Annotated in this window: 19 protein-coding genes, 2 tRNA genes and 2 pseudogenes; 4 read left to right on the top strand and 19 right to left on the bottom strand. The window is 61.9% G+C overall.

The window, feature by feature from the left end:
- Positions 1-66: 66 nt before the first annotated feature.
- From AUC68_RS10885 to AUC68_RS10875, 3 genes are all read right to left on the bottom strand, one after another.
- Positions 67-696 carry a DUF2497 domain-containing protein gene (locus tag AUC68_RS10885; protein WP_069437650.1) on the bottom strand — a complete coding sequence of 210 codons (630 nt, stop codon included), beginning with the start codon at positions 694-696 and terminating at the stop codon, positions 67-69.
- Entirely contained in the window at positions 693-1337 is a 645-nt protein-coding gene (locus tag AUC68_RS10880; RefSeq protein WP_069437649.1) for a hypothetical protein, read from the bottom strand. Before AUC68_RS10880 ends, AUC68_RS10885 begins: the two co-directional genes overlap by 4 nt.
- A gap of 152 nt (positions 1338-1489) precedes the next feature.
- Positions 1490-2902, bottom strand: coding sequence for a TolC family outer membrane protein (locus tag AUC68_RS10875; RefSeq protein ID WP_069437648.1), 1413 nt, complete (start codon positions 2900-2902; stop codon positions 1490-1492).
- A gap of 438 nt (positions 2903-3340) precedes the next feature.
- Here AUC68_RS10875 and AUC68_RS10870 point away from each other — a divergent pair.
- Positions 3341-3414: transfer RNA gene (locus AUC68_RS10870), tRNA-Cys, on the top strand.
- A gap of 23 nt (positions 3415-3437) precedes the next feature.
- Here AUC68_RS10870 and AUC68_RS10865 read toward each other — a convergent pair.
- On the bottom strand, positions 3438-3695 hold the full coding sequence (locus AUC68_RS10865) for a hypothetical protein (protein ID WP_141701243.1): 258 nt from the start codon (positions 3693-3695) through the stop codon (positions 3438-3440).
- A 229-nt stretch (positions 3696-3924) separates the two neighbouring features.
- Between AUC68_RS10865 and AUC68_RS10860 the strand changes: the two genes are divergently transcribed.
- From AUC68_RS10860 to AUC68_RS10855, 3 genes and pseudogenes are all read left to right on the top strand, one after another.
- Positions 3925-4000: transfer RNA gene (locus AUC68_RS10860), tRNA-Asn, on the top strand.
- Positions 4001-4124: 124 nt separating this feature from the next.
- Positions 4125-4193: pseudogene (locus AUC68_RS18750) on the top strand (SEC-C metal-binding domain-containing protein); the annotation flags it as partial.
- A gap of 47 nt (positions 4194-4240) precedes the next feature.
- Complete coding sequence (locus AUC68_RS10855) at positions 4241-5776, top strand: hypothetical protein (RefSeq protein ID WP_069437646.1); 1536 nt, start codon at positions 4241-4243, stop codon at positions 5774-5776.
- 92 nt (positions 5777-5868) lie between these two features.
- On the opposite strand, the gene AUC68_RS10850 is transcribed toward AUC68_RS10855, so the two are convergent.
- The 15 genes and pseudogenes from AUC68_RS10850 to AUC68_RS10790 form a co-directional block, all read right to left on the bottom strand.
- The gene (locus tag AUC68_RS10850) at positions 5869-6960 is read right to left on the bottom strand and encodes a tyrosine-type recombinase/integrase (protein ID WP_083240646.1); all 1092 of its coding nucleotides are present in this window, start codon (positions 6958-6960) and stop codon (positions 5869-5871) included.
- Positions 6957-7139: a hypothetical protein gene (locus AUC68_RS16445; protein ID WP_141701226.1), complete on the bottom strand. Its 183-nt coding sequence runs from the start codon at positions 7137-7139 to the stop codon at positions 6957-6959. Before AUC68_RS16445 ends, AUC68_RS10850 begins: the two co-directional genes overlap by 4 nt.
- Positions 7140-7263: 124 nt before the next feature.
- Positions 7264-7488, bottom strand: a complete 225-nt coding sequence (locus AUC68_RS10845; protein ID WP_141701225.1) for a hypothetical protein — start codon at positions 7486-7488, stop codon at positions 7264-7266.
- Positions 7489-8174: 686 nt separating this feature from the next.
- Positions 8175-9548, bottom strand: a complete 1374-nt coding sequence (locus tag AUC68_RS10840; protein WP_069437644.1) for a phage tail tape measure protein — start codon at positions 9546-9548, stop codon at positions 8175-8177.
- A gap of 129 nt (positions 9549-9677) precedes the next feature.
- Positions 9678-9959, bottom strand: a complete 282-nt coding sequence (locus tag AUC68_RS10835; protein ID WP_425283231.1) for a phage tail assembly protein — start codon at positions 9957-9959, stop codon at positions 9678-9680.
- 56 nt (positions 9960-10015) lie between these two features.
- The gene (locus AUC68_RS10830; protein WP_069437642.1) at positions 10016-10210 is read right to left on the bottom strand and encodes a hypothetical protein; all 195 of its coding nucleotides are present in this window, start codon (positions 10208-10210) and stop codon (positions 10016-10018) included.
- Positions 10211-10263: 53 nt separating this feature from the next.
- Positions 10264-10572, bottom strand: a complete 309-nt coding sequence (locus AUC68_RS10825) for a spike base protein, RCAP_Rcc01079 family (RefSeq protein ID WP_083240645.1) — start codon at positions 10570-10572, stop codon at positions 10264-10266.
- Positions 10573-10685: 113 nt separating this feature from the next.
- On the bottom strand, positions 10686-11039 hold the full coding sequence (locus AUC68_RS10820; RefSeq protein WP_069437641.1) for a DUF2190 family protein: 354 nt from the start codon (positions 11037-11039) through the stop codon (positions 10686-10688).
- A gap of 2 nt (positions 11040-11041) precedes the next feature.
- Positions 11042-11257 (bottom strand): phage head-tail joining protein, encoded by a 216-nt coding sequence (locus AUC68_RS10815; RefSeq protein ID WP_069437640.1) that lies wholly within the window; start codon positions 11255-11257, stop codon positions 11042-11044.
- Positions 11258-11267: 10 nt separating this feature from the next.
- The gene (locus AUC68_RS17180) at positions 11268-12317 is read right to left on the bottom strand and encodes a phage major capsid protein (RefSeq protein ID WP_204377021.1); all 1050 of its coding nucleotides are present in this window, start codon (positions 12315-12317) and stop codon (positions 11268-11270) included.
- Positions 12318-12351: 34 nt separating this feature from the next.
- Positions 12352-12822 (bottom strand): annotated as a pseudogene (locus tag AUC68_RS18745) (HK97 family phage prohead protease); the annotation flags it as partial.
- Positions 12823-13159: 337 nt separating this feature from the next.
- The gene (locus tag AUC68_RS10805) at positions 13160-14506 is read right to left on the bottom strand and encodes a phage portal protein (RefSeq protein WP_141701223.1); all 1347 of its coding nucleotides are present in this window, start codon (positions 14504-14506) and stop codon (positions 13160-13162) included.
- A gap of 63 nt (positions 14507-14569) precedes the next feature.
- Positions 14570-14812 carry a hypothetical protein gene (locus tag AUC68_RS10800; RefSeq protein WP_069437639.1) on the bottom strand — a complete coding sequence of 81 codons (243 nt, stop codon included), beginning with the start codon at positions 14810-14812 and terminating at the stop codon, positions 14570-14572.
- Positions 14809-15300 carry a hypothetical protein gene (locus AUC68_RS10795; RefSeq protein WP_141701222.1) on the bottom strand — a complete coding sequence of 164 codons (492 nt, stop codon included), beginning with the start codon at positions 15298-15300 and terminating at the stop codon, positions 14809-14811. Before AUC68_RS10795 ends, AUC68_RS10800 begins: the two co-directional genes overlap by 4 nt.
- A gap of 614 nt (positions 15301-15914) precedes the next feature.
- Positions 15915-16253 carry a hypothetical protein gene (locus tag AUC68_RS10790; RefSeq protein WP_141701221.1) on the bottom strand — a complete coding sequence of 113 codons (339 nt, stop codon included), beginning with the start codon at positions 16251-16253 and terminating at the stop codon, positions 15915-15917.
- Between the last annotated feature and the right edge of the window lie 353 nt (positions 16254-16606).

Here is a 16606-nt window from a genome sequence, read left to right as displayed (position 1 = left end):
CCCCGCGATCCAATCCTGCGCGCAGCGTTCAGTCTTGGCCGCAGCGTTCAGTCTTGGCCGCGTCGCTCAGTCTTGGCCGTGTTGCGCAGCGTCCGAATCGAGTTCCTCGCGGATCATGCGCGGCATGTTCTCGTTCAGCCATTCGCGCAGCATCGGGCGAAGCATCTCCTTGATGCTGTCCTCGAGCGACTTGGACCCCGGCGTCTCGTGCGACGCGACGCCATTGGTCACGGCGACGACGGGCTCGGGCGCCGTTTCCGGTACGGGCGGCGTGAACATCGGTGCCGGCTCGGCCGGCGGCACGGCGGTGTCCTGCGGCGGCCAGAACGGCACGCTCTCGGGCTCGGCCTCCTCGAGAACCATCGTGTCCTCGGTCTCGGTCAGAACCAGCTCGTCCCCGGTTTCGGGCTCGAAGCCCTCCGGCGCGAATTCGCCCTCGGAGGCCAGCGGCAAATCCAGCGCGGCATCGGCTTCAGGATCCAGATGGGTTTCGGCTTCCGCCGTCTGCGCGCTCATGGGAACCGCCATCGGGATATCGGTGGGCAGCGGAATAACGCCGGTCGGCGTCTCGACAGCCTCGGCCTCAGGCGCTTCGGGGCTCAGCACGGCCTGTGCGGGGGCCTCGAAACTCGGGGCCGGGGCCTGGAAGCTCGGGGCCGGTGCCGGAGCGGCCGACGGCGACTGCCCGGCCTTCACGCGGCGATGGCCCGCTCGAGTGCGCTTGCCGCCTCTTCGCTGGCGGACAGCTTGGGCGCTTCCGGCTCGGCCTGCATAACCGGCTCCGGTGCCGGCACGGGCGGCATCTCGGGCACGGGCGGCATCTCCGGTACGGCAAACGCCTCAACCTGAGGTTCCGCCTCGACCGGCTCGGCAATTTCGGCGACTTCGACCGTCTCGACGACTTCAAAAGTTTCGGTGACTTCGACGTCCGGCATGAAATCGTCCGACATGAGATCGTCTGGCTGGATGTCGCCGAGCTCCAGCAGATCTTCGGTCTCGTCGACGAATTCGGGGGCCGTATCCAGGACCTCGGCGGTCTCGAGAAGTTCCTCGGGCTCGTCGTCCTCGACCAGCTCGAGCCCGCCAAGCTCGCCGGTGAGATCCATGATCTCCTCGTCCTCGTTGGCCGGGGCGTCGCCGCCGGAACTCAGGACGCGCGCGATGTCGTCGATAATCTGGTTATCGGCTTCGCCCTCAAGTCCCTCGTCTTCAGATTGGGCCGTGGCGGCCGATTTGTCGGCCGGGGCCTTGCCTGTTTCATCGTCTGTGATGATCCGACGGATGGAGGCCAGAATATCTTCCATCGTCGGCTCAGGAGCGCGCTCGGTGCTGCTCATTACGTGTTCCCTTGCCGCTTCTCAAACTGACGGGGCCCGGCGAACTCAGCCAGGACCAATTTCAATCAATAACTTAACACAATGCTAATAGCCAAGTCTCCGATTGGCTCGGAGATTGACGCCTATAGTTAACGTGACGGATTGGGAATGGTTCAGTTGTCCGCAAGCGGCGGTTCTGGCGGTTTTAGGCCAAAAAGCTTGTTCTTGACGATCTCGTAATGCTCGAATGGATCATAATACGGCACTGACAGACCGAGCGTTTGCGCATCCATGCGGCCGATCGCGGAGTATAGCGAATACTCGGCGACAACCCTGTCGCGCAGGGCCGAGACGAGCCCGATCTGGGAATTCAGAAGCTCCCGCTGCGCATCCAGGACATCCAGCGTGGTGCGCTGCCCGACCTTTTCCTCCTCGCGGACGCCGGTCAGGGCGATCTTGTTGGCCGAAACGGCGGACTCGGCGGACCGGATCGCCGGACCCGACGACTGCAGGATCCCCCAGTTGGCAATGACGTCCGCATGGACCCGGAGCCGGGCGTCCTCGACCTCGCGCTTCAGCTGGGTGTTGGTCTCCTTGGCCTGACGAACCCGCGCAGAGACGCTGCCGCCCTGGTAGAGCGGAACGCTGACCCGGCCGGTGACCGAGGTGGTCTCCACGTCCGCGATCGACGAACTTTGATCGAAGGCCTTCTCGTACTGCGCTTGGAGCGAAACCTGGGGCAGCATTTCGCCCATGATCCGCTCGACCGCGTAGAGCGAGGACTCCTCGTTGTAGACGGCTGCGAGAATGGTGGGGTTTTCGCCGTCCCCGAGCGTCATGGCCACATCCAAGGAATTCGGCAGGAGATGACGGATGGACGGGGGCGCCTGCAGGGTGCCCGGCGGATGGCCGACAACCTGCTCGTATGTCGCCCGGCTGCTCTTGAGGTTGGCCTGGGCTCCCGCCAGGGTCGCGAGCGCTTCGGATCGCCGCGCCTCGGCTTGGGCCACGTCGGTCCGCGTCACCTCGCCGACATCGAACCGGTCCCGGGTCGCCTTCAACTGCTCGGTCAGCACGCGCACGTCGTTCTCGCGCAGGCGCACCACGGCCTGGTCGCGCACCACGTTCACATAGGCGGTCGCCGCGTCGAGGAGCACGACCTGCTCCACCTGACGGAGCGCCTCGCGCTGGGCCTGCACCAAGGACTTGGCCTCGCGCACCGCATTCAGGTTCTGAAAGCCGCCGAACAGCAGTTGCGACAGGGTGACGGCATAGCCGTGGGGATGGCTCACGCCGTCGGAGGTGAGCCCTCCGCCCAGCGCGGACAAGGACGTCGACGCCCCCGCGAAGTTACTGTTCTGATTGACGTACGCGGCTTCACCGGTCCCGGTGATGGTCGGTCGCAGCCCGGACTTGGCCAGCGCGACCTGTTCGTCGATGGCACGCAGGCGCGCCCGTTCGGCATTGAGGCGCGGATTGAGGAGATACGCATCGGCCAGCGCCTGCTCGAGGGTCTCGGAAGACGCGGAAGTCGGCGCAAGACCCGAGAACGCGCCCACCAGGAGCCCGACTCCGAGCGCAACCATGCGGCGGCGCGACGAACGCGCCGCGCGGCACAACGACTGACACCTGCCCTGCACACCAAGCACTCTATTGGATCTCCCAACGGTCAACGGAGCCCCGACCGTCGCCACGCCTCACAATAGAGCAATCGAAACGTCAAAAGATAGCCACCAAGGGTCCGTCCCTCCGTATTTCCGTAAAAAACTCAATACACTGTGGGATCACCGCAACAGTGGCCATGTGCCGCGCGCCCTGTCATTTTTTGTCCTACTTTTCCCGTATCCACTGGGCTGGCCGACGCGGCTCGCCGCCCCTTCCCTTGCCTGGAGGCGCCACGAAGTCTCGCGACCGGACGCCTTGTGGGTCTCGGACTTACCTCCGGTTAATTCACGCGGGTGTATGCAAAAAACCAACGAGACGCTGGACACGGGCGCGATGTGCGCTAATAAGTCCAGCCCGGTGGCCACGTGGCGGAGTGGTGACGCAGCGGACTGCAAATCCGTATACCCCGGTTCGATTCCGGGCGTGGCCTCCAACAATCTAGGCACAGTTCAGCGCCTAAGTCTCTGATCCCTCGACATTTTTCTTTTCCTCCTTGCGGCGATGCCACCACACGGTGAGCTGACGCCGCCAGCGGCGCACGACCGGCAGATCGACGGAGAGGACGAGCAGCCCCAAGGGAATCATCCAGAAGCCGAGGACGGGCAGAAAGCCCAACACCCCGCCGCCGATCAACACGGTCCCCAGTCCGATGCGGACGGGCTTGGATTTCGGCAGCTGGAGACGGCGGTCGAAGATGCGGACCTTTTTGGCCATGCTCGGAAACGTCGGCTCCTTGAACAGGCGCATGCGAAAACGCCCGCGGCTTCCCTGATTTCGCCAATTCGGGTTGAACCGGCCGAACGCGGGAGATAAGACCTCCCGGCGCGCACGGCAACCATCGCCAACTTCCGTTGGGCCAGCGCGCGTAAAGCGCTGGAAAGCCCGTCATCGTTTTGCTATCTAGCGCGTCGGCACGGTGCGGGTGTGACCGCCCTGCTCCTGCTCCCCGGTAGCTCAGTTGGTAGAGCAAGCGGCTGTTAACCGCTGGGTCGCTGGTTCGAGTCCGGCCCGGGGAGCCAACTTTTTCAATGTTCTAGTAAATTCATTGCATGGCCATGCGCACCGAGCCGTGGCTATAGGCATTGTTCTAGGCATTAGGGACTTGGCTGGAGAAGGTGTCCTTCCCCGAGCCAATCCAATTCGATGGCAAAGACCGGAAGAAACGCGCCCTGCCCGTGCGGTAGCGGTCGCAAGTATAAGAAGTGCCACGGTGACCCCCTGAGGGACGCCGACGAGGCCGCTCGGGATATGGAGCAGCGATGCGGGCCCGTGCCGCCGAGCACGCGATTCGTACGCACGCAGCCGAGGAAGCCATTCGGGTTGCCCAGCAGGGGCGCGGACGCCCGATCGTTTCCGCCAGGGTCGGCGACCACACCATCGTCGCAACGGGAAGTACGATTCACTGGTCGAAGACGTGGAAGACCTTCGTCGACTTCCTGTCCGACTACATCAAAAGGACGCTGGGCAGCGACTGGGGCAACGCCGAAATGGCCAAACCGCTCGCGGGCAGGCATCCCATCCTCCAGTGGTACGACGCCGTGTGCCGCTACCAGGCTGCGCACCAGGCTAAACAGGGAGAAGTCTTTGTCGGTGAAATGACCGGCGCGCTCAGCTGCTACTACGGGCTCGCCTACAGTCTCTACCTGCTTCACCACAACGTCGAACTTCAAGAACGCCTCGTGGCGAGACTGAAGGACATCCGGCAGTTCCAGGGGGCCTACTACGAGCTGATGGTCGCGAACGGCCTCATCAGGGCGGGCTTCCAGCTGGAACTGGAAGATGAGGCCGATGACGACAACAAACATTGCGAGTTCTCGGCCCGGTCCGAGACCACGGGTACGCGCTACTGGGTAGAGTGCAAGATGCGGAGTGTCCCCGGACTGCTCGGCAAGACCCGCGCTGACGGCTCCGCCAGTCGTGACCCAACCTCCAAGATGACCGACCATATCCGCGAGGCCCTACTAAAGCCAGCCCCGGATCGCCGCATGATCTTCGTCGACCTTAACGGAGAACCCCTCGAAGACGACGGAAAGCCAGTATGGCTCGCCCAGGCTGTGCGTCGGCTTGAGGCCCGAGAGCGCGACCTGGAGGAAGGTCAGGAGGCCTACGTCTTCGTGACCAATATGGCGTTCCACAGGGTGCTCGATGATCCGACGGGTGGCGGGCAGGCGCTCGCTTACGGGCTCGGACTGGCCGACTTTGGCAAGCCCGGCGAGATCAGGCTGTCCGAGTGGTATCGCCAGAAGCGCAAGCACATCGACGCGCACAAGATCGTAGAGGCATTCCAAACATACCAGCAGCTGCCGGACACGCTGGATGGCCGTGCCGCCTCGGAGGCGTTCTCACAAGACGGGAATGCGAGGCTGCGCATAGGTGAGACGTACTTCTTCGAGGACGCCGGAGAAGGCGGAACTACCGGCACGGTGACTAGTGTGGCCGTCATCAAGAAAGACAAGACGGCGATGGCCGCCGTGACGACCAACGACGGTCATAGAGTTCTTCTGGCAATTGACCTGTCCGACGCCGAATTGCAGGACTATGAGAAGTACGGCGACGCGTATTTCGGCGAGCCGAAAGCTAGGCATCACGAGAGCAAGGATATCCTCGAGTTCTATGAGTGGCTCGTCGAATGCTACGCGAAGACGCCGCGTGAACGCCTACTGGAACTCGCCGCCAAGCACCCGGAGATCGAACGTCTTCGGGCGCTGGACCGCGACGACATCGTGCTCGAACTCTGCGAGGCCTGGGCGGCCCCTATGCAAGATCGCCAACTGACGACGCAGGCCAACACGTAGAACGTCTACCGAGCGGCCGACGGCTGTTAACCGCTGGGTCGCTGGTTCGAGTCCGGCCCGGGGAGCCATTCTTTTTTTTGGGTGTTGATTTCTCACGCCCTTTTTCCCTTTTTGGCAAACCGCTCGCTAGGTTGGCCAATCGATGTTCCCGCTTTTACCTTTTCCATCGCGGCACTCGCCAACCTCTTTTGGTCGGCCGCCTTGGTGTAACGGACGATTTCACGCAGGCTGGCATGGCCGGTGATCGCCGCGATCTCGTGTTCGGTGCAGCCGGCCTCGGCCAATCTACGAGCTGCGGCCTTGCGCAGGCCATGGGCCGAACAATGCGTTAGCCCCGCTTCATTACACCGGTCTCGAAACCAGTTGCCAAAACCTGCAGCAGTGAATGGCTTACCGAATTGCGTGGTCAGGAACGTCAGGTGCTCCGACGCCGTTTCGGCGATGATCGCTGCAAGATCGGGATGAATGGGGATCGCCAACTCAGTGCCTGTCTTTTGCTGCCGCACAGACAGCACGGCGTCACGGACATGCTGTCGTCCCATGCCGACAACATCGCCCCTCCTCTGCCCCGTGTAGATCAGTAGCGCGAAGGCCAAGCGTGCGCGTGAGCCGACGTCATGGCGTCTCTCGAAGGCTGCAATCTCATCTTCTGTCCAACTATGGTAGCCGTCGGACTTGACTCGAATTGCCTTCACGTCGCGGGTGGGATCGTCGGATCGTATCCCCGTCTCGACCGCGCGGTGCATCATCCTTCGGAGCGCCTTGAGAAGCCCATTCGCTGATTCTGGCTTATCGGCTCGAGCCGCCATCAGCTTGATGATGTGTTCTCGCTGCAGCGTTGCCGCTCGCTTATCCCCGAGGACCTTCCCGTCCCTGTCTCGCCCATCGCATAAGCGATCGATGGTATTGCGATAGGTTGATTGGGTGATTGGCTTCAACGAGCGGAAGGCCGCCGAATTGTAATAGCTGATAGCAAGAGCTCTTATTGTGCCGGGCTTGGTGCGCGCGCCACCGACCTCGAGGTGCTGTCCCGCCAACGCCGCCTCGTAGGCCTCCATGAATTGCGGAGACCAGGGCAGCCCGGGTAGCGGCACCTTCTTGAAACCAGGGCGCCGGAAATAGAAGCGAGGCTTGCCATGCCTGTCGACAAAGGCGTGAACATATTTTGGCGGGCGCCTCATCATAGACGGTCCCATTCGTTTTCTCCGCTCTCCTCGGCCTCCTCCCGCGGGCGACCGGTCACGACGACGATCTTACCATCTTTATCGATCTCGATCCGCTGGACATCGATGCCGGCCGCAACCGTTGCCCGCAAAGCTCGGGTCACATCTTGCTGGCGGAATGTACAGCGGCCTCGTGCCATCAACCGACCTCTCGAACCAGATGCGGCCTCGTCTTCCTTGACCCAAACAACGATGCGGGGCTGGGAGAAAGACTTCCCGGTGTCGGACGGGCCGCAGCGCCCTCAAGACTTAGCCCCCGCAAACTCACGGCTTCACACCGATATCCATGGTGCTGGTACCCACATTCGCGCGGATGTGGCCCTCGGAAGTCGCACTCATACCCTTGACGCGGCCCGGACCATCGATGTGAACTCTGACGTTCACATCCGCTTGGCCCTTCAACTCCGAATCCACCTTTCCGGTCACGTCGACTTTGCCGGTTATGTCTATTGGTGGGCCGCCACCAAGATCGCGGATCAAAGGTGACATGGGCGGCGGTTCCGGCATGAAGTCCAGTGGCGCCGGCGACATAGCTGGCGAAGGTGGCACGAGCGGCACCGACGGCCTGGCCGGGACACTGCGCGTAGCCTCCGTCTCCGGCAATGGCCAGGGCAGACCGAGCAGCGGCCAGCCGGCAGGCCGCTTGCGCCGTCCTCGGCACCACCGGAACGGAAGGCCCGCCGGGCAAGGCGCGGGGCTCGGCCGCTTTCTCCAACCGAGGCGTCACAGCCGCTCGGCGGCTGAACTCGGCGCTCAACAGCGACTCCGGTGAAGGCTGGGGGCCCTTGCGCACGTTCGATCATGTCGCCAAGCGCTTTGACGCCGGCACCCATGGCCGTCCCCCCCAAATGTTCGCGCAGCCACTTGCCAGTTTCCCAGCCCGGCAGCTTCTTCGACTCTTGACCGGGCTCCGGCGAGAAACCCAAGAGCTTGGCCCAAGCCTGAAAGTTCAATGGCGTCTCGATCACGGCCCGCAGATTCGTCATCGTGTCAGCGAGTTCGTCGAGCACGGTTGCCATAGCTTTGACCGCGTCCGCGTCGAACCATTCCACGATCTTGCCCCAACCGGTCCCGTCAGGGATCTTCGCGTTCGCTAGGCGAGCTATGGAGTCCGCAAGACCTTTGGCGGAGCCTCGACCCGTTGCCAACGCTCCGCCAGCTCCGTGGGCCAGGCTTTATGGACGGCACGGCCGGCCTGCACCAATCCAGCAGCCAGCACGCCCAACGCCCCCACGCGCAGCGCCCCCCATCCTCGACAATCCGCCCAGCCCTTTTGCGAGGGTGCCAACGGCATCCGAGAGGCCCTTCAGGCCGGCACCGACAATCCACATCGCCGGGCCAGCCGCCGCTAGAAGGCCGAAGCCATCGGCCAAAGCCTGCAGCGCACGAGGTTGCTTCTCGATCGTGGCCATGAAGTCTGTTGCCTTTTGCAAGGCCGCATCGATCGTCGGCATCCATCGGGAGGCGAATACGTCGGTTATGTTGACGATGTGGTTCCGGGTGATCTTGAGCTTTTTGCCAAGGCCTTCCATGGTCACCGCGAAAGAGCTGTCCAATTGCACCGCTGCCTTCTGCTCATCCTGAACAAGCTTGAGGCCCTTGCGGTACTTGTCCCAGTTCTGAAACAGGAGCGCGATCGCGGGCGCGGCCTGGTCTTTGAATAGGCTGAACAGAGCTCCGAGCCGCTGGTGAGCGGGGATCACCTCGTTGAGCCTGTCGCGCAACATACCCAGGGCCTTGACCGGCTCTTTCTGCACCTGCTTGGCAAACGCGTCCGCGTCGATGCCGAGCCGTTTGAAGACTTTCAAATTCTCCTTGGAGAGCGCCGTCCCACCGGTCAGCGTCTTGAACAGGTTCTTCGAACTTGTCGCAGCATCGCTCGCGTCCGAACCCGCGGCGATCATCGTCGCGCCGAGCACGGCAATCTGCGCGTTGGTAAAGCCGGCCTGTCGCCCCAACGCGCCGATATCGTTTGTGTAGTCAATGAGCTGCTTTCCGCGAACGTTCATGGAATTCTCGAGCAGGTCCATCCGCCCAATCAGGACGTTCAGCTGATCATTGCTGAGCCCCGCGCTTTCCTTGATGCTCGACAACGCATCTCCAGCCGACGTTGCGTCCATATCAAACGCATCGGCCGTCTTGGCGGCCAACTCGACGAAGCGGGAAACATCCTTGAAGGCGACACCCACCCGCGATGCGGCGGTGGCAAGATCAGTTAGCTGGGCCTGCGACAGTGGAAGCCGCGTCGCCAGCGATTTGATTTCCTGCCGCGCCTGTTCATACACCTCCGGATCGTTAAGTTCGTCGGCGGCCTTTTTCCATCCGAGCATGGCGGTCTGCCACTCGGCCGCTTGCTTCACCATCACTCCGGCCGGCAACGTCGTGGCGAACATGAGGTTGCGTCCCGCGGCAGCCATTGCCACTCCGGCAGCGCCCACAGAAGCCGCCATGCCTTTGTGCACGGCAGCAACCTTGCCGGCGATTGCTCCAAGCGGGCCGCTCACCTTATCGACGGCCGTAATGATCGCGCGCGCGTGCAGGTCAGTCATTGTTGCTGCCCGCCGTCTTGAAGATCACGGCCCGTTCGTGCCAGTAGAGAAGGCGCGAGAACGTCATGTTTTCAACCTCGCTTGGGGACACGCCGCAGATAAAGACAAGTTCGTCTGCGCGTGCCCTGATCAGTTTCCCTCGCCGCCCACCAATTCTGAGATCACTTTGGTTAGAGTGGTCACGTCCTTCATGCCAAGCTCCCCGAGATCCAGCGCGCTAATATCGGAGAGCGCCACGGCCCAATTCATGAGTGCAAGGCGATCGACCTTGAAACTCAGTGAGCCGTCAGCCGTTTGCGAGCCGACGTACAGATCTCCGTGTTCTAGATAATCGCTAAATGTCGGCTCCCGGAGTTTGATCTCCATGATGGGGCCTCCGTGCAACTCGAGCGGTCTCGAGAGCTTGACCACGCGCGGCCCCGAAGGTGCCTTCGCCGCCTTCGGGTCCTGAGGATGATTTGCCGTGCTCACTTCGCCATCCCCCAAGGGAGCGCGATGGGCTTGGAGCCCTTGAAGGTCTCCGCACCAGCCGCTAGCGCGCACAGATGTTCCCGCGAAGGGAGCCCGGTGGTGAAACCTTTGAACTTCGAGCCCATCACCCCAAGCGGCACGGGCACATCGCGGACGGCGGTGATGATCGCTCGTTCATGCATATTCGTCATAGACAGGGTCCTCCTAGTTGGCCCTAAACCTTTCGTAGAGCGTCGTGCGTGCGCTATTTGGGGTACAGCCCGACAATGTTCCCGGCTGTGGTGCCGGCTTCCATCACGCGCCTGGCGCGCACCAGCAGTGTGGACCCCGCAGCTCTGCCTTTGAACGTGACGGGGGTGTCATCGGGCGCCGCCATCGGGATCACGGCGACATCCCCGGATTCACCAATCTCTAGGGCTATCGGGTACTCATTCAAATCGTTGTCGTCGTCTGGCGTGATGAGCGCCGCCCGCTCAGCGGTGCCGAACCGTCCCACAACTTGGGCCCTGTCGGCACGAGACCGCACCGCGTCTTTGCCTACTTCATATGACATTGGTTCTATCCTCCTCGCTAGGGTGTGTGGTGCCGGAGCCGAAGTAAAAGGAAGACAAAGACTCCGAACTCCGGCACCGCGCGTCGCCGTGACCACAACAGCGACAAATCGAACTACCCAACAGTGTCGATCGACGTGCCGACAAAGCCGTTGAGCCAGGTCCGCACGGTTGCGTCACCGCCGGCCGCATACGCGACAGCAATGCCGACCAGCCTGTTTGCACCTTCGACACTGGTGACTTTCTTCTCGGCTGCATCCCAGAAGACAAGCTCGCCGACGTCGATCTCATCGCCGTCGGGCTTGTCCATGTCGAAGACGCCGCGCATTGCGATCTCGACATCCTCGTTCTGTGCCGCGTCGAAGGCGGCGACACCGAACAGCGCGCCGATTGCCACGCCCTCGCCTGAAGCAACAGCTGCCGGCGCTGTGACCGTGAGCATGTCGCCGGGTTGTACAAAGTTCTTCATTTTCACAGTCCTTTCGACGTGTTGAAACGGACGGCCTTGACCTTGCGCCCTTCGAGCGCCGCGATGCGCGACTCGCAGTCGGCAATGGCCGCGGCAAGCTCGCTGTCAGAACGGTACGCGACCTCCTGATCGTCAAATCGGATCGATCGCCTACCCTGAAAACGCGCCTTAAGCAGCGCATCCCGGAAGGCTCGAAGGGTGGCAAGGTCGGTGGCCATCAGCTAAGCCTCACTCGCCGGCGTTGCCGGGGTTGGAATACCAAGACCGCCAGTCGACGAGACCTGCCCCAAAATCGAGCCGCACGCGGATCTGCACGCCATCGACTTCGAAGCCCGCCTTGGTCTCGATCTGCGGCCCTTCCTCGCCTTCCAGATAGGCGTATTCGAGTCCGTCGATCTCGGCCGGATCCGCAACCACATACCAGCGCAGCGCATCCGTGAAGCGGGGTTCGACCACGAGCTGCAATGCGCCGGCAAACGGATTGATATCGTCGGCTTTGGTTGCGGTGATCTGGGCGAGCAGCTTCTCCGCATCGGTCTCCAACTCAGCCGGGACCACGAAGAATTTCGGCGTGACGCTGATGTTCTCGCCTTGCAGACCCGTCTGCTTACGCAATGCCGTGCGCGCCTTGGATAGAAATTCAACGTTGGGGGCGGAACCGACGGAGGAAAGGTTCCCATGCCCTGTATGGAAGAATTTCTTTCCATCGCTCATGGCCGGGCCCAGCCCGCCCCCATCGGTGAGAAGTTCGACCAAGAGCGCGGACTCCGTGGCGGCGGCGGTCTGGCCGAGCCGTCGCGACAGGTCGGTGAAGGCGCCGAGATCGTCGTTGACGAGCGCCTGGCGTGAGATGCCGAACACCTTGCCGTAGGTTAGGAGGCGGTACATCTCTTGTGCCTCCACGAACGTTCCGGACTTGAACTCGCCTGCCTCGTTGACCTTCTCGAGCCGCTGTCCTTCGGAAAGGGCCAGGCGACGCTTGTCGCGAAAGTCCCGAGCTGTCGTCTTGCGGCCGACCCGCTTCAAACCAGACGGCGCCGCCTGATACCCCATACGCAAGGTTCGCCCGACCGCATCTCCTAGGATGAGCGGGAAGTCGCTTGTCGTATGCAGCGCACGCTCCACGACTTTCGCCGGCGACAACCCCGTGAAGGAAAGTCCACGGGTCCGCAGGCAGTCGCGCGCGATATCGAGCGTGGTCATGTAGGCGTACTGCCGCGACGGCTCCGAAAGCTGGTGTGCCGGGTGAGCGCGCGCGAACAAGGCCTCACCGATCACCCTGGCGCGCGCTCCGGATCATCGTTGTCGGAGATCACTTCTGCTGTCGTGGTTCGAACCTGCGCCGCGGGCGCAGAACGTGTCCGCATCGTCTCGAAAGCAGCGGTGCGCGCTTGCTCCACAGTGGCACCTGCATCGATCTGCTGATCGATCCAGGCTTGATCGAGATTGGCGACCTGGGCGATAGACCGGATCTCCGTGTTGACGGTCGCCCGTTCCGCGACGGCCGTCGAGTTTGCTTCCGCGCGGGGGCCGGTTGTGCCGGCGTTGCCGGGTTCTCCGGCTCGTTGGCCGGAGCGGGGTTGTCCGTCATAGCTTTTCCTCGTGTGGTGCTCTGACGGTCAGCGGGAACCGAAACGATGGAGATCTCGCGCACCGTCCACCGTGTCGCGATCTTCTCGCGCCGTCCGGTCTTCGGGTCGGTCTTCTCTCTCCATTCTTCAACCGTGTAGCCGACCGAAACGCCGAAGCGGTTTCCGTCGGCAAGTTCATTGGCGAGGCGCTCAGCAAGGGGGTGTGGCGAGACAGCCTGAGAGTCGCGTGGGCTTTCCCGCCGACCGTGTGAGCTTCAACGACCGAGCCAAGCACGGCCTCAAGACTGTCTCGCCGATGATGGTCGAGCACTGGCGCGTCTTCCGCCCCCGTGAACCCGGCCACATCAAGAAACTCTGTGAAGGCGCCGCGGCTGTCCCATCGCTCGACGGGTGCGCCGGCCGAGAAGACCACATCGAAGGTGCGCGTCTCCGGATCCCAACTCGACGTGTGTTCTGGAGCGCGTCGCGTGTAGATCTCCGCTTCGGTGTGCCCGTCTGGCAAGTTTGGTGCTTGGGTTGCGGCCAACGTCATGCTTGCACCTCCGGGCCTGGTTCGATGTCACCGAAGGCGAGCCCTAGCTTCTTGGCGCGGTCTCGGTCGGCGGCGATCTCACGGTCCAGGTCCTCGATGTCGATGCCTCGTGCAGCAACCGCCTGGCGCCGTGAAATCAGACCCGCGGCGATGGCGGCGATCTCAGCTTTGCAGTCCTTCAGTGGATCCACCCAATCGAAACGTGGCGTGATCCAGTTCACCGAAAGATATGGTGCTGGGTCGCGCTCGAAGCCTGGCGCAGAGATCTGGCCGGAGAGCACCGCCGCGGTAACAAACCGGTTCCAGACCGGGCGACAGAAGCGATAAACGATGACGTTGTATTGCAGTGCCTCGACCCGCCGCCGCCAGTCCACGAGGCCTGCGCGGATGGAGCTGTAATTCACATCTGACAGATCACCGGTCATCGCGGCGTAAGGAACGCCGAGCCCCGAGGCGATCTCGCGTGCCGTGATATTGAGAAAGTCGATGACCTCTGCCCCGACGCGCGCGGGTTCCGAGAAGCGCACATCCTGGCCCGGCTTGAGTGTTCGCATTTCGCCGGGCTCGAGGCTTGTCTCCGAGATACCATCGAGTCCGGCAGTGCCGGCGAGAGAGCCGCCATCACCCTCGATGTCTATGATGAACCCTGTGAGCAATGCTGCAATCTTCTGCCGAACTAGCTGCGCATCATGCGATGCATCGAGGTCGGCCAGGCGGAGCAACACGGGTGCATACCAACTGAGCCCGCGGGCCTGCCCGGAGCTCACGGGGTTGAACAGGTGCAACATCTCAGTCGCCGGCATTCTCACCGTTTCGGTGTTCCAATCGAAGGTGAGACCTGGACGTTTCTTAAAAAGGTGATAGGCCAAACGTCGCCCGGTCTCATCGACTTCGACGCCCTGGACGATCGAAGCGCCACCGGAGAGTGCTTGCGTCTTGCTCGAGTCGACCTGCTCTTGATCGATCAACCGAAGTCGAAGAGGTACGTTTGGGTCGCTGTGGTCGAAAGCAGCAAACGATTCGCCATCGACAACCATGCGCCGAACTCCCAGGGCCATGAGCCCATAGAAGTCGAGCAATCCGTCTGCGTCGGCTTCGTCCGTCCAGCGCTCGAATGCCAAATTGATCTGTTCCCGCACGTTCGGGTCAGGGTGACCGGACTGCGGTTTGATGCCGGTGCCGCATAGCGCCGAGATCCAGGCTTCGCGCCCGAGGCGGCGTATGCGTTGTTCGCGACCACGTAGCGCGCTCGCCGGGCGATCGGGCCGCGCGCGGCATGAAGTGATGAGAGCTGCGCTGCAATTTCCGGCGTCCCGCGCCAACGCGTCCGGGCGCCGCGGCATCGTAAGTCCGCTCGGAAGGCTTTCGATCTCCGCCCCTGAACAGGCCTACGAGCTTATCGAGGATCATTGCACCCGTCCCACGGGCACCAGCTCCACGCCAAAAGTCTTGCTCATGGAATGAGCGAAACCACCAACCACAACATCCAGAGGAAGCTTCAAGCCGTCAGCAATCTCATCGAATGAAACCTGCTCACCGCGGCTCCATTTGTCGGATACGACTTTCTGCATGCGAGCGGAACGCCGGCGAAAAGTCGGCGACTTCATATAGGCGAGAAGTTCTTCGTCAGTGGGGCGCTCGCGATTCATTTGGTAGAGCCCCAAAAGTCACCGAGATCGATCTTGTGCCGCGCGGCACGCTTTCGCATTTCGAAGGCGGCGCGAGTGACATTGCAGAGAGTGATCCGAGTTGGGTTAGGATTGGCCGCCACAATCTCGGTGAGAGTGTCGCAAACCGCGCGGGGCTTCTTCCCGGGCAACTCGATGACCGCGAAGAATATCTCTTCGGCTACGTTGCCCCCTTGATAGAGGTCGTTGCTCGTCGCCGCTACATCCGCCCATCGCTGATCGATCATAAAACCACGCGACGCATGCTGGGCGGCGACGGTCCGGCTTATACCTTGCTTGTTAGCAAACTCATTCGCGATTTCCATGAGCAGTGCGCTGAGGGGTGTATATCGATCCCCCATGGTCGGACCTGGCACTGTAGGAAGCTGATCACGGCGACGAAGTGAATTTATCGCCTCAGGATCCAGGTCAGTGAGTTGCCCCCACTCCACGCGGTTCAACAGTTTCATCGCATGATTCCCTTCCAACACGCTGATAGGTCATGTTGACCTAGCACAACGGGAGGGGGTGGGTCAAGATGACCTACGCACCTGTGGACAAAAAACCGTCCCCGAAGAGACGGCGCTTTGGCGACCATAAGACTGCGGCTTAGGTCCCGGTGCGGCTATACGCCTGCGGCTCACTGACACCCAGGATGCGTGGCTCAATGTGATCACACGGCCTGCAATAACGTTGCCCAAGGAAAAGCCGCATCACCCACCCCGACAGTTGGTGGCCAGCGCTTCACCAAGGCCAACGATAAAGTCTTCGTCGGTTGAATGGGGATCGGTATCCTTAACAACGAGCATCCCCGCATCAAGCGCGCGTTGGGCCTGAACAGCCGTGTGTGTCCAGCTCGTGACTTCCACGCGGGCACCGCAACGTTCACATGTTGCCGTGAACCGGAAAGCATGAGTGCGCCGCCAAGTGGACAATTTGTGACCACGCCGCGCTGCGATTTTTGAAGCCTTCTTACGCATGCACTTGAGTAATCTGCTCCTTGGTCGATCTGCCAAGTCAACCACCATGGTGATGCCACTACTCCGAAGGGGCGTTGCTGTAGCCCACTGGATCCAAACTCGGTTCAGTTGGCCGTCCGTCGATTGCTCTCCGCGACGGCCGCGTCCGCGATTTCTCCAAAAAGGAAGAAGAGTTGTTCACCAAGACAATCGTCCTCGCTGAGGTGATGCTGCGTTAGATCGAGGCCGATACCAGCGAGCAAGCTGATCTTGTGTAGACTTTGCTCCTCTCCGATCTCGACAGCGAGCAAATGTGCCTGCGCGGCCAAAGCGCGGTCCTCGTCCTTCCGATGCTCGGTCAGCCCCTCGACAATGCTGGCACAAAGGTCGACGTGCTTGACCCGCGGCGGCGAGGAGATGGGGGTCATATCGGGAGAATTGGTGCTATGCGTAGTAGCGGTCATTGGCGGGCCTCCTTTCAGGCTTCCGGTGGCAAGTGCCGGCCTGGGTCTGAGCCACCCCGGCCGGCGCGCATCTGAATCATGCTCCTCTGGACTCTCGTGAGCAAGTCGTAGATTAGCGAAATTCAGTTCGCGAAAACGCGAAGAACGCGCTTGGCAATTTGCGAACTTTTCTCGCAAATTGTTGAACGTGAAACAGACACCATACAGCCAGGTGCGGACATGCTGAACGCGATCAGTCTTGACGCTCTAAAAACTGAGGTGGCTAGCATCGTTGCTATAGCCGGTGAGTTGGAGGGAGACGTTTCAGGTTCTGCAGCGCGGCACCTCCGTCGGCACTGCGAACAGCTCCGGCC

It is taken from the genome of Methyloceanibacter methanicus (genome assembly GCF_001723285.1).
In the GTDB taxonomy this organism is placed as follows: domain Bacteria; phylum Pseudomonadota; class Alphaproteobacteria; order Rhizobiales; family Methyloligellaceae; genus Methyloceanibacter; species Methyloceanibacter methanicus.
Note: the sequence above shows the minus strand (reverse complement) of the source record. Positions and strands in the feature narration are given on the sequence as shown.

Coding starts and splice junctions, on each gene's coding strand:
- AUC68_RS10815 (WP_069437640.1), bottom strand. CDS start 11,257: ATGGCCACCGACCTTGCCACCCTTCGAGCCTTCCGGGATGCGCTGCTT.
- AUC68_RS10850 (WP_083240646.1), bottom strand. CDS start 6,960: ATGATGAGGCGCCCGCCAAAATATGTTCACGCCTTTGTCGACAGGCAT.
- AUC68_RS10795 (WP_141701222.1), bottom strand. CDS start 15,300: ATGAAACTGTTGAACCGCGTGGAGTGGGGGCAACTCACTGACCTGGAT.
- AUC68_RS10880 (WP_069437649.1), bottom strand. CDS start 1,337: ATGAGCAGCACCGAGCGCGCTCCTGAGCCGACGATGGAAGATATTCTG.
- AUC68_RS10845 (WP_141701225.1), bottom strand. CDS start 7,488: ATGTCACCTTTGATCCGCGATCTTGGTGGCGGCCCACCAATAGACATA.
- AUC68_RS10805 (WP_141701223.1), bottom strand. CDS start 14,506: ATGCCGCGGCGCCCGGACGCGTTGGCGCGGGACGCCGGAAATTGCAGC.
- AUC68_RS10875 (WP_069437648.1), bottom strand. CDS start 2,902: ATGGTTGCGCTCGGAGTCGGGCTCCTGGTGGGCGCGTTCTCGGGTCTT.
- AUC68_RS10840 (WP_069437644.1), bottom strand. CDS start 9,548: ATGACTGACCTGCACGCGCGCGCGATCATTACGGCCGTCGATAAGGTG.
- AUC68_RS10800 (WP_069437639.1), bottom strand. CDS start 14,812: ATGAATCGCGAGCGCCCCACTGACGAAGAACTTCTCGCCTATATGAAG.
- AUC68_RS10855 (WP_069437646.1), top strand. CDS start 4,241: ATGCGGGCCCGTGCCGCCGAGCACGCGATTCGTACGCACGCAGCCGAG.
- AUC68_RS10790 (WP_141701221.1), bottom strand. CDS start 16,253: ATGACCGCTACTACGCATAGCACCAATTCTCCCGATATGACCCCCATC.
- AUC68_RS10830 (WP_069437642.1), bottom strand. CDS start 10,210: ATGACGAATATGCATGAACGAGCGATCATCACCGCCGTCCGCGATGTG.
- AUC68_RS10820 (WP_069437641.1), bottom strand. CDS start 11,039: ATGAAGAACTTTGTACAACCCGGCGACATGCTCACGGTCACAGCGCCG.
- AUC68_RS10825 (WP_083240645.1), bottom strand. CDS start 10,572: ATGTCATATGAAGTAGGCAAAGACGCGGTGCGGTCTCGTGCCGACAGG.
- AUC68_RS16445 (WP_141701226.1), bottom strand. CDS start 7,139: ATGGCACGAGGCCGCTGTACATTCCGCCAGCAAGATGTGACCCGAGCT.
- AUC68_RS10865 (WP_141701243.1), bottom strand. CDS start 3,695: ATGGCCAAAAAGGTCCGCATCTTCGACCGCCGTCTCCAGCTGCCGAAA.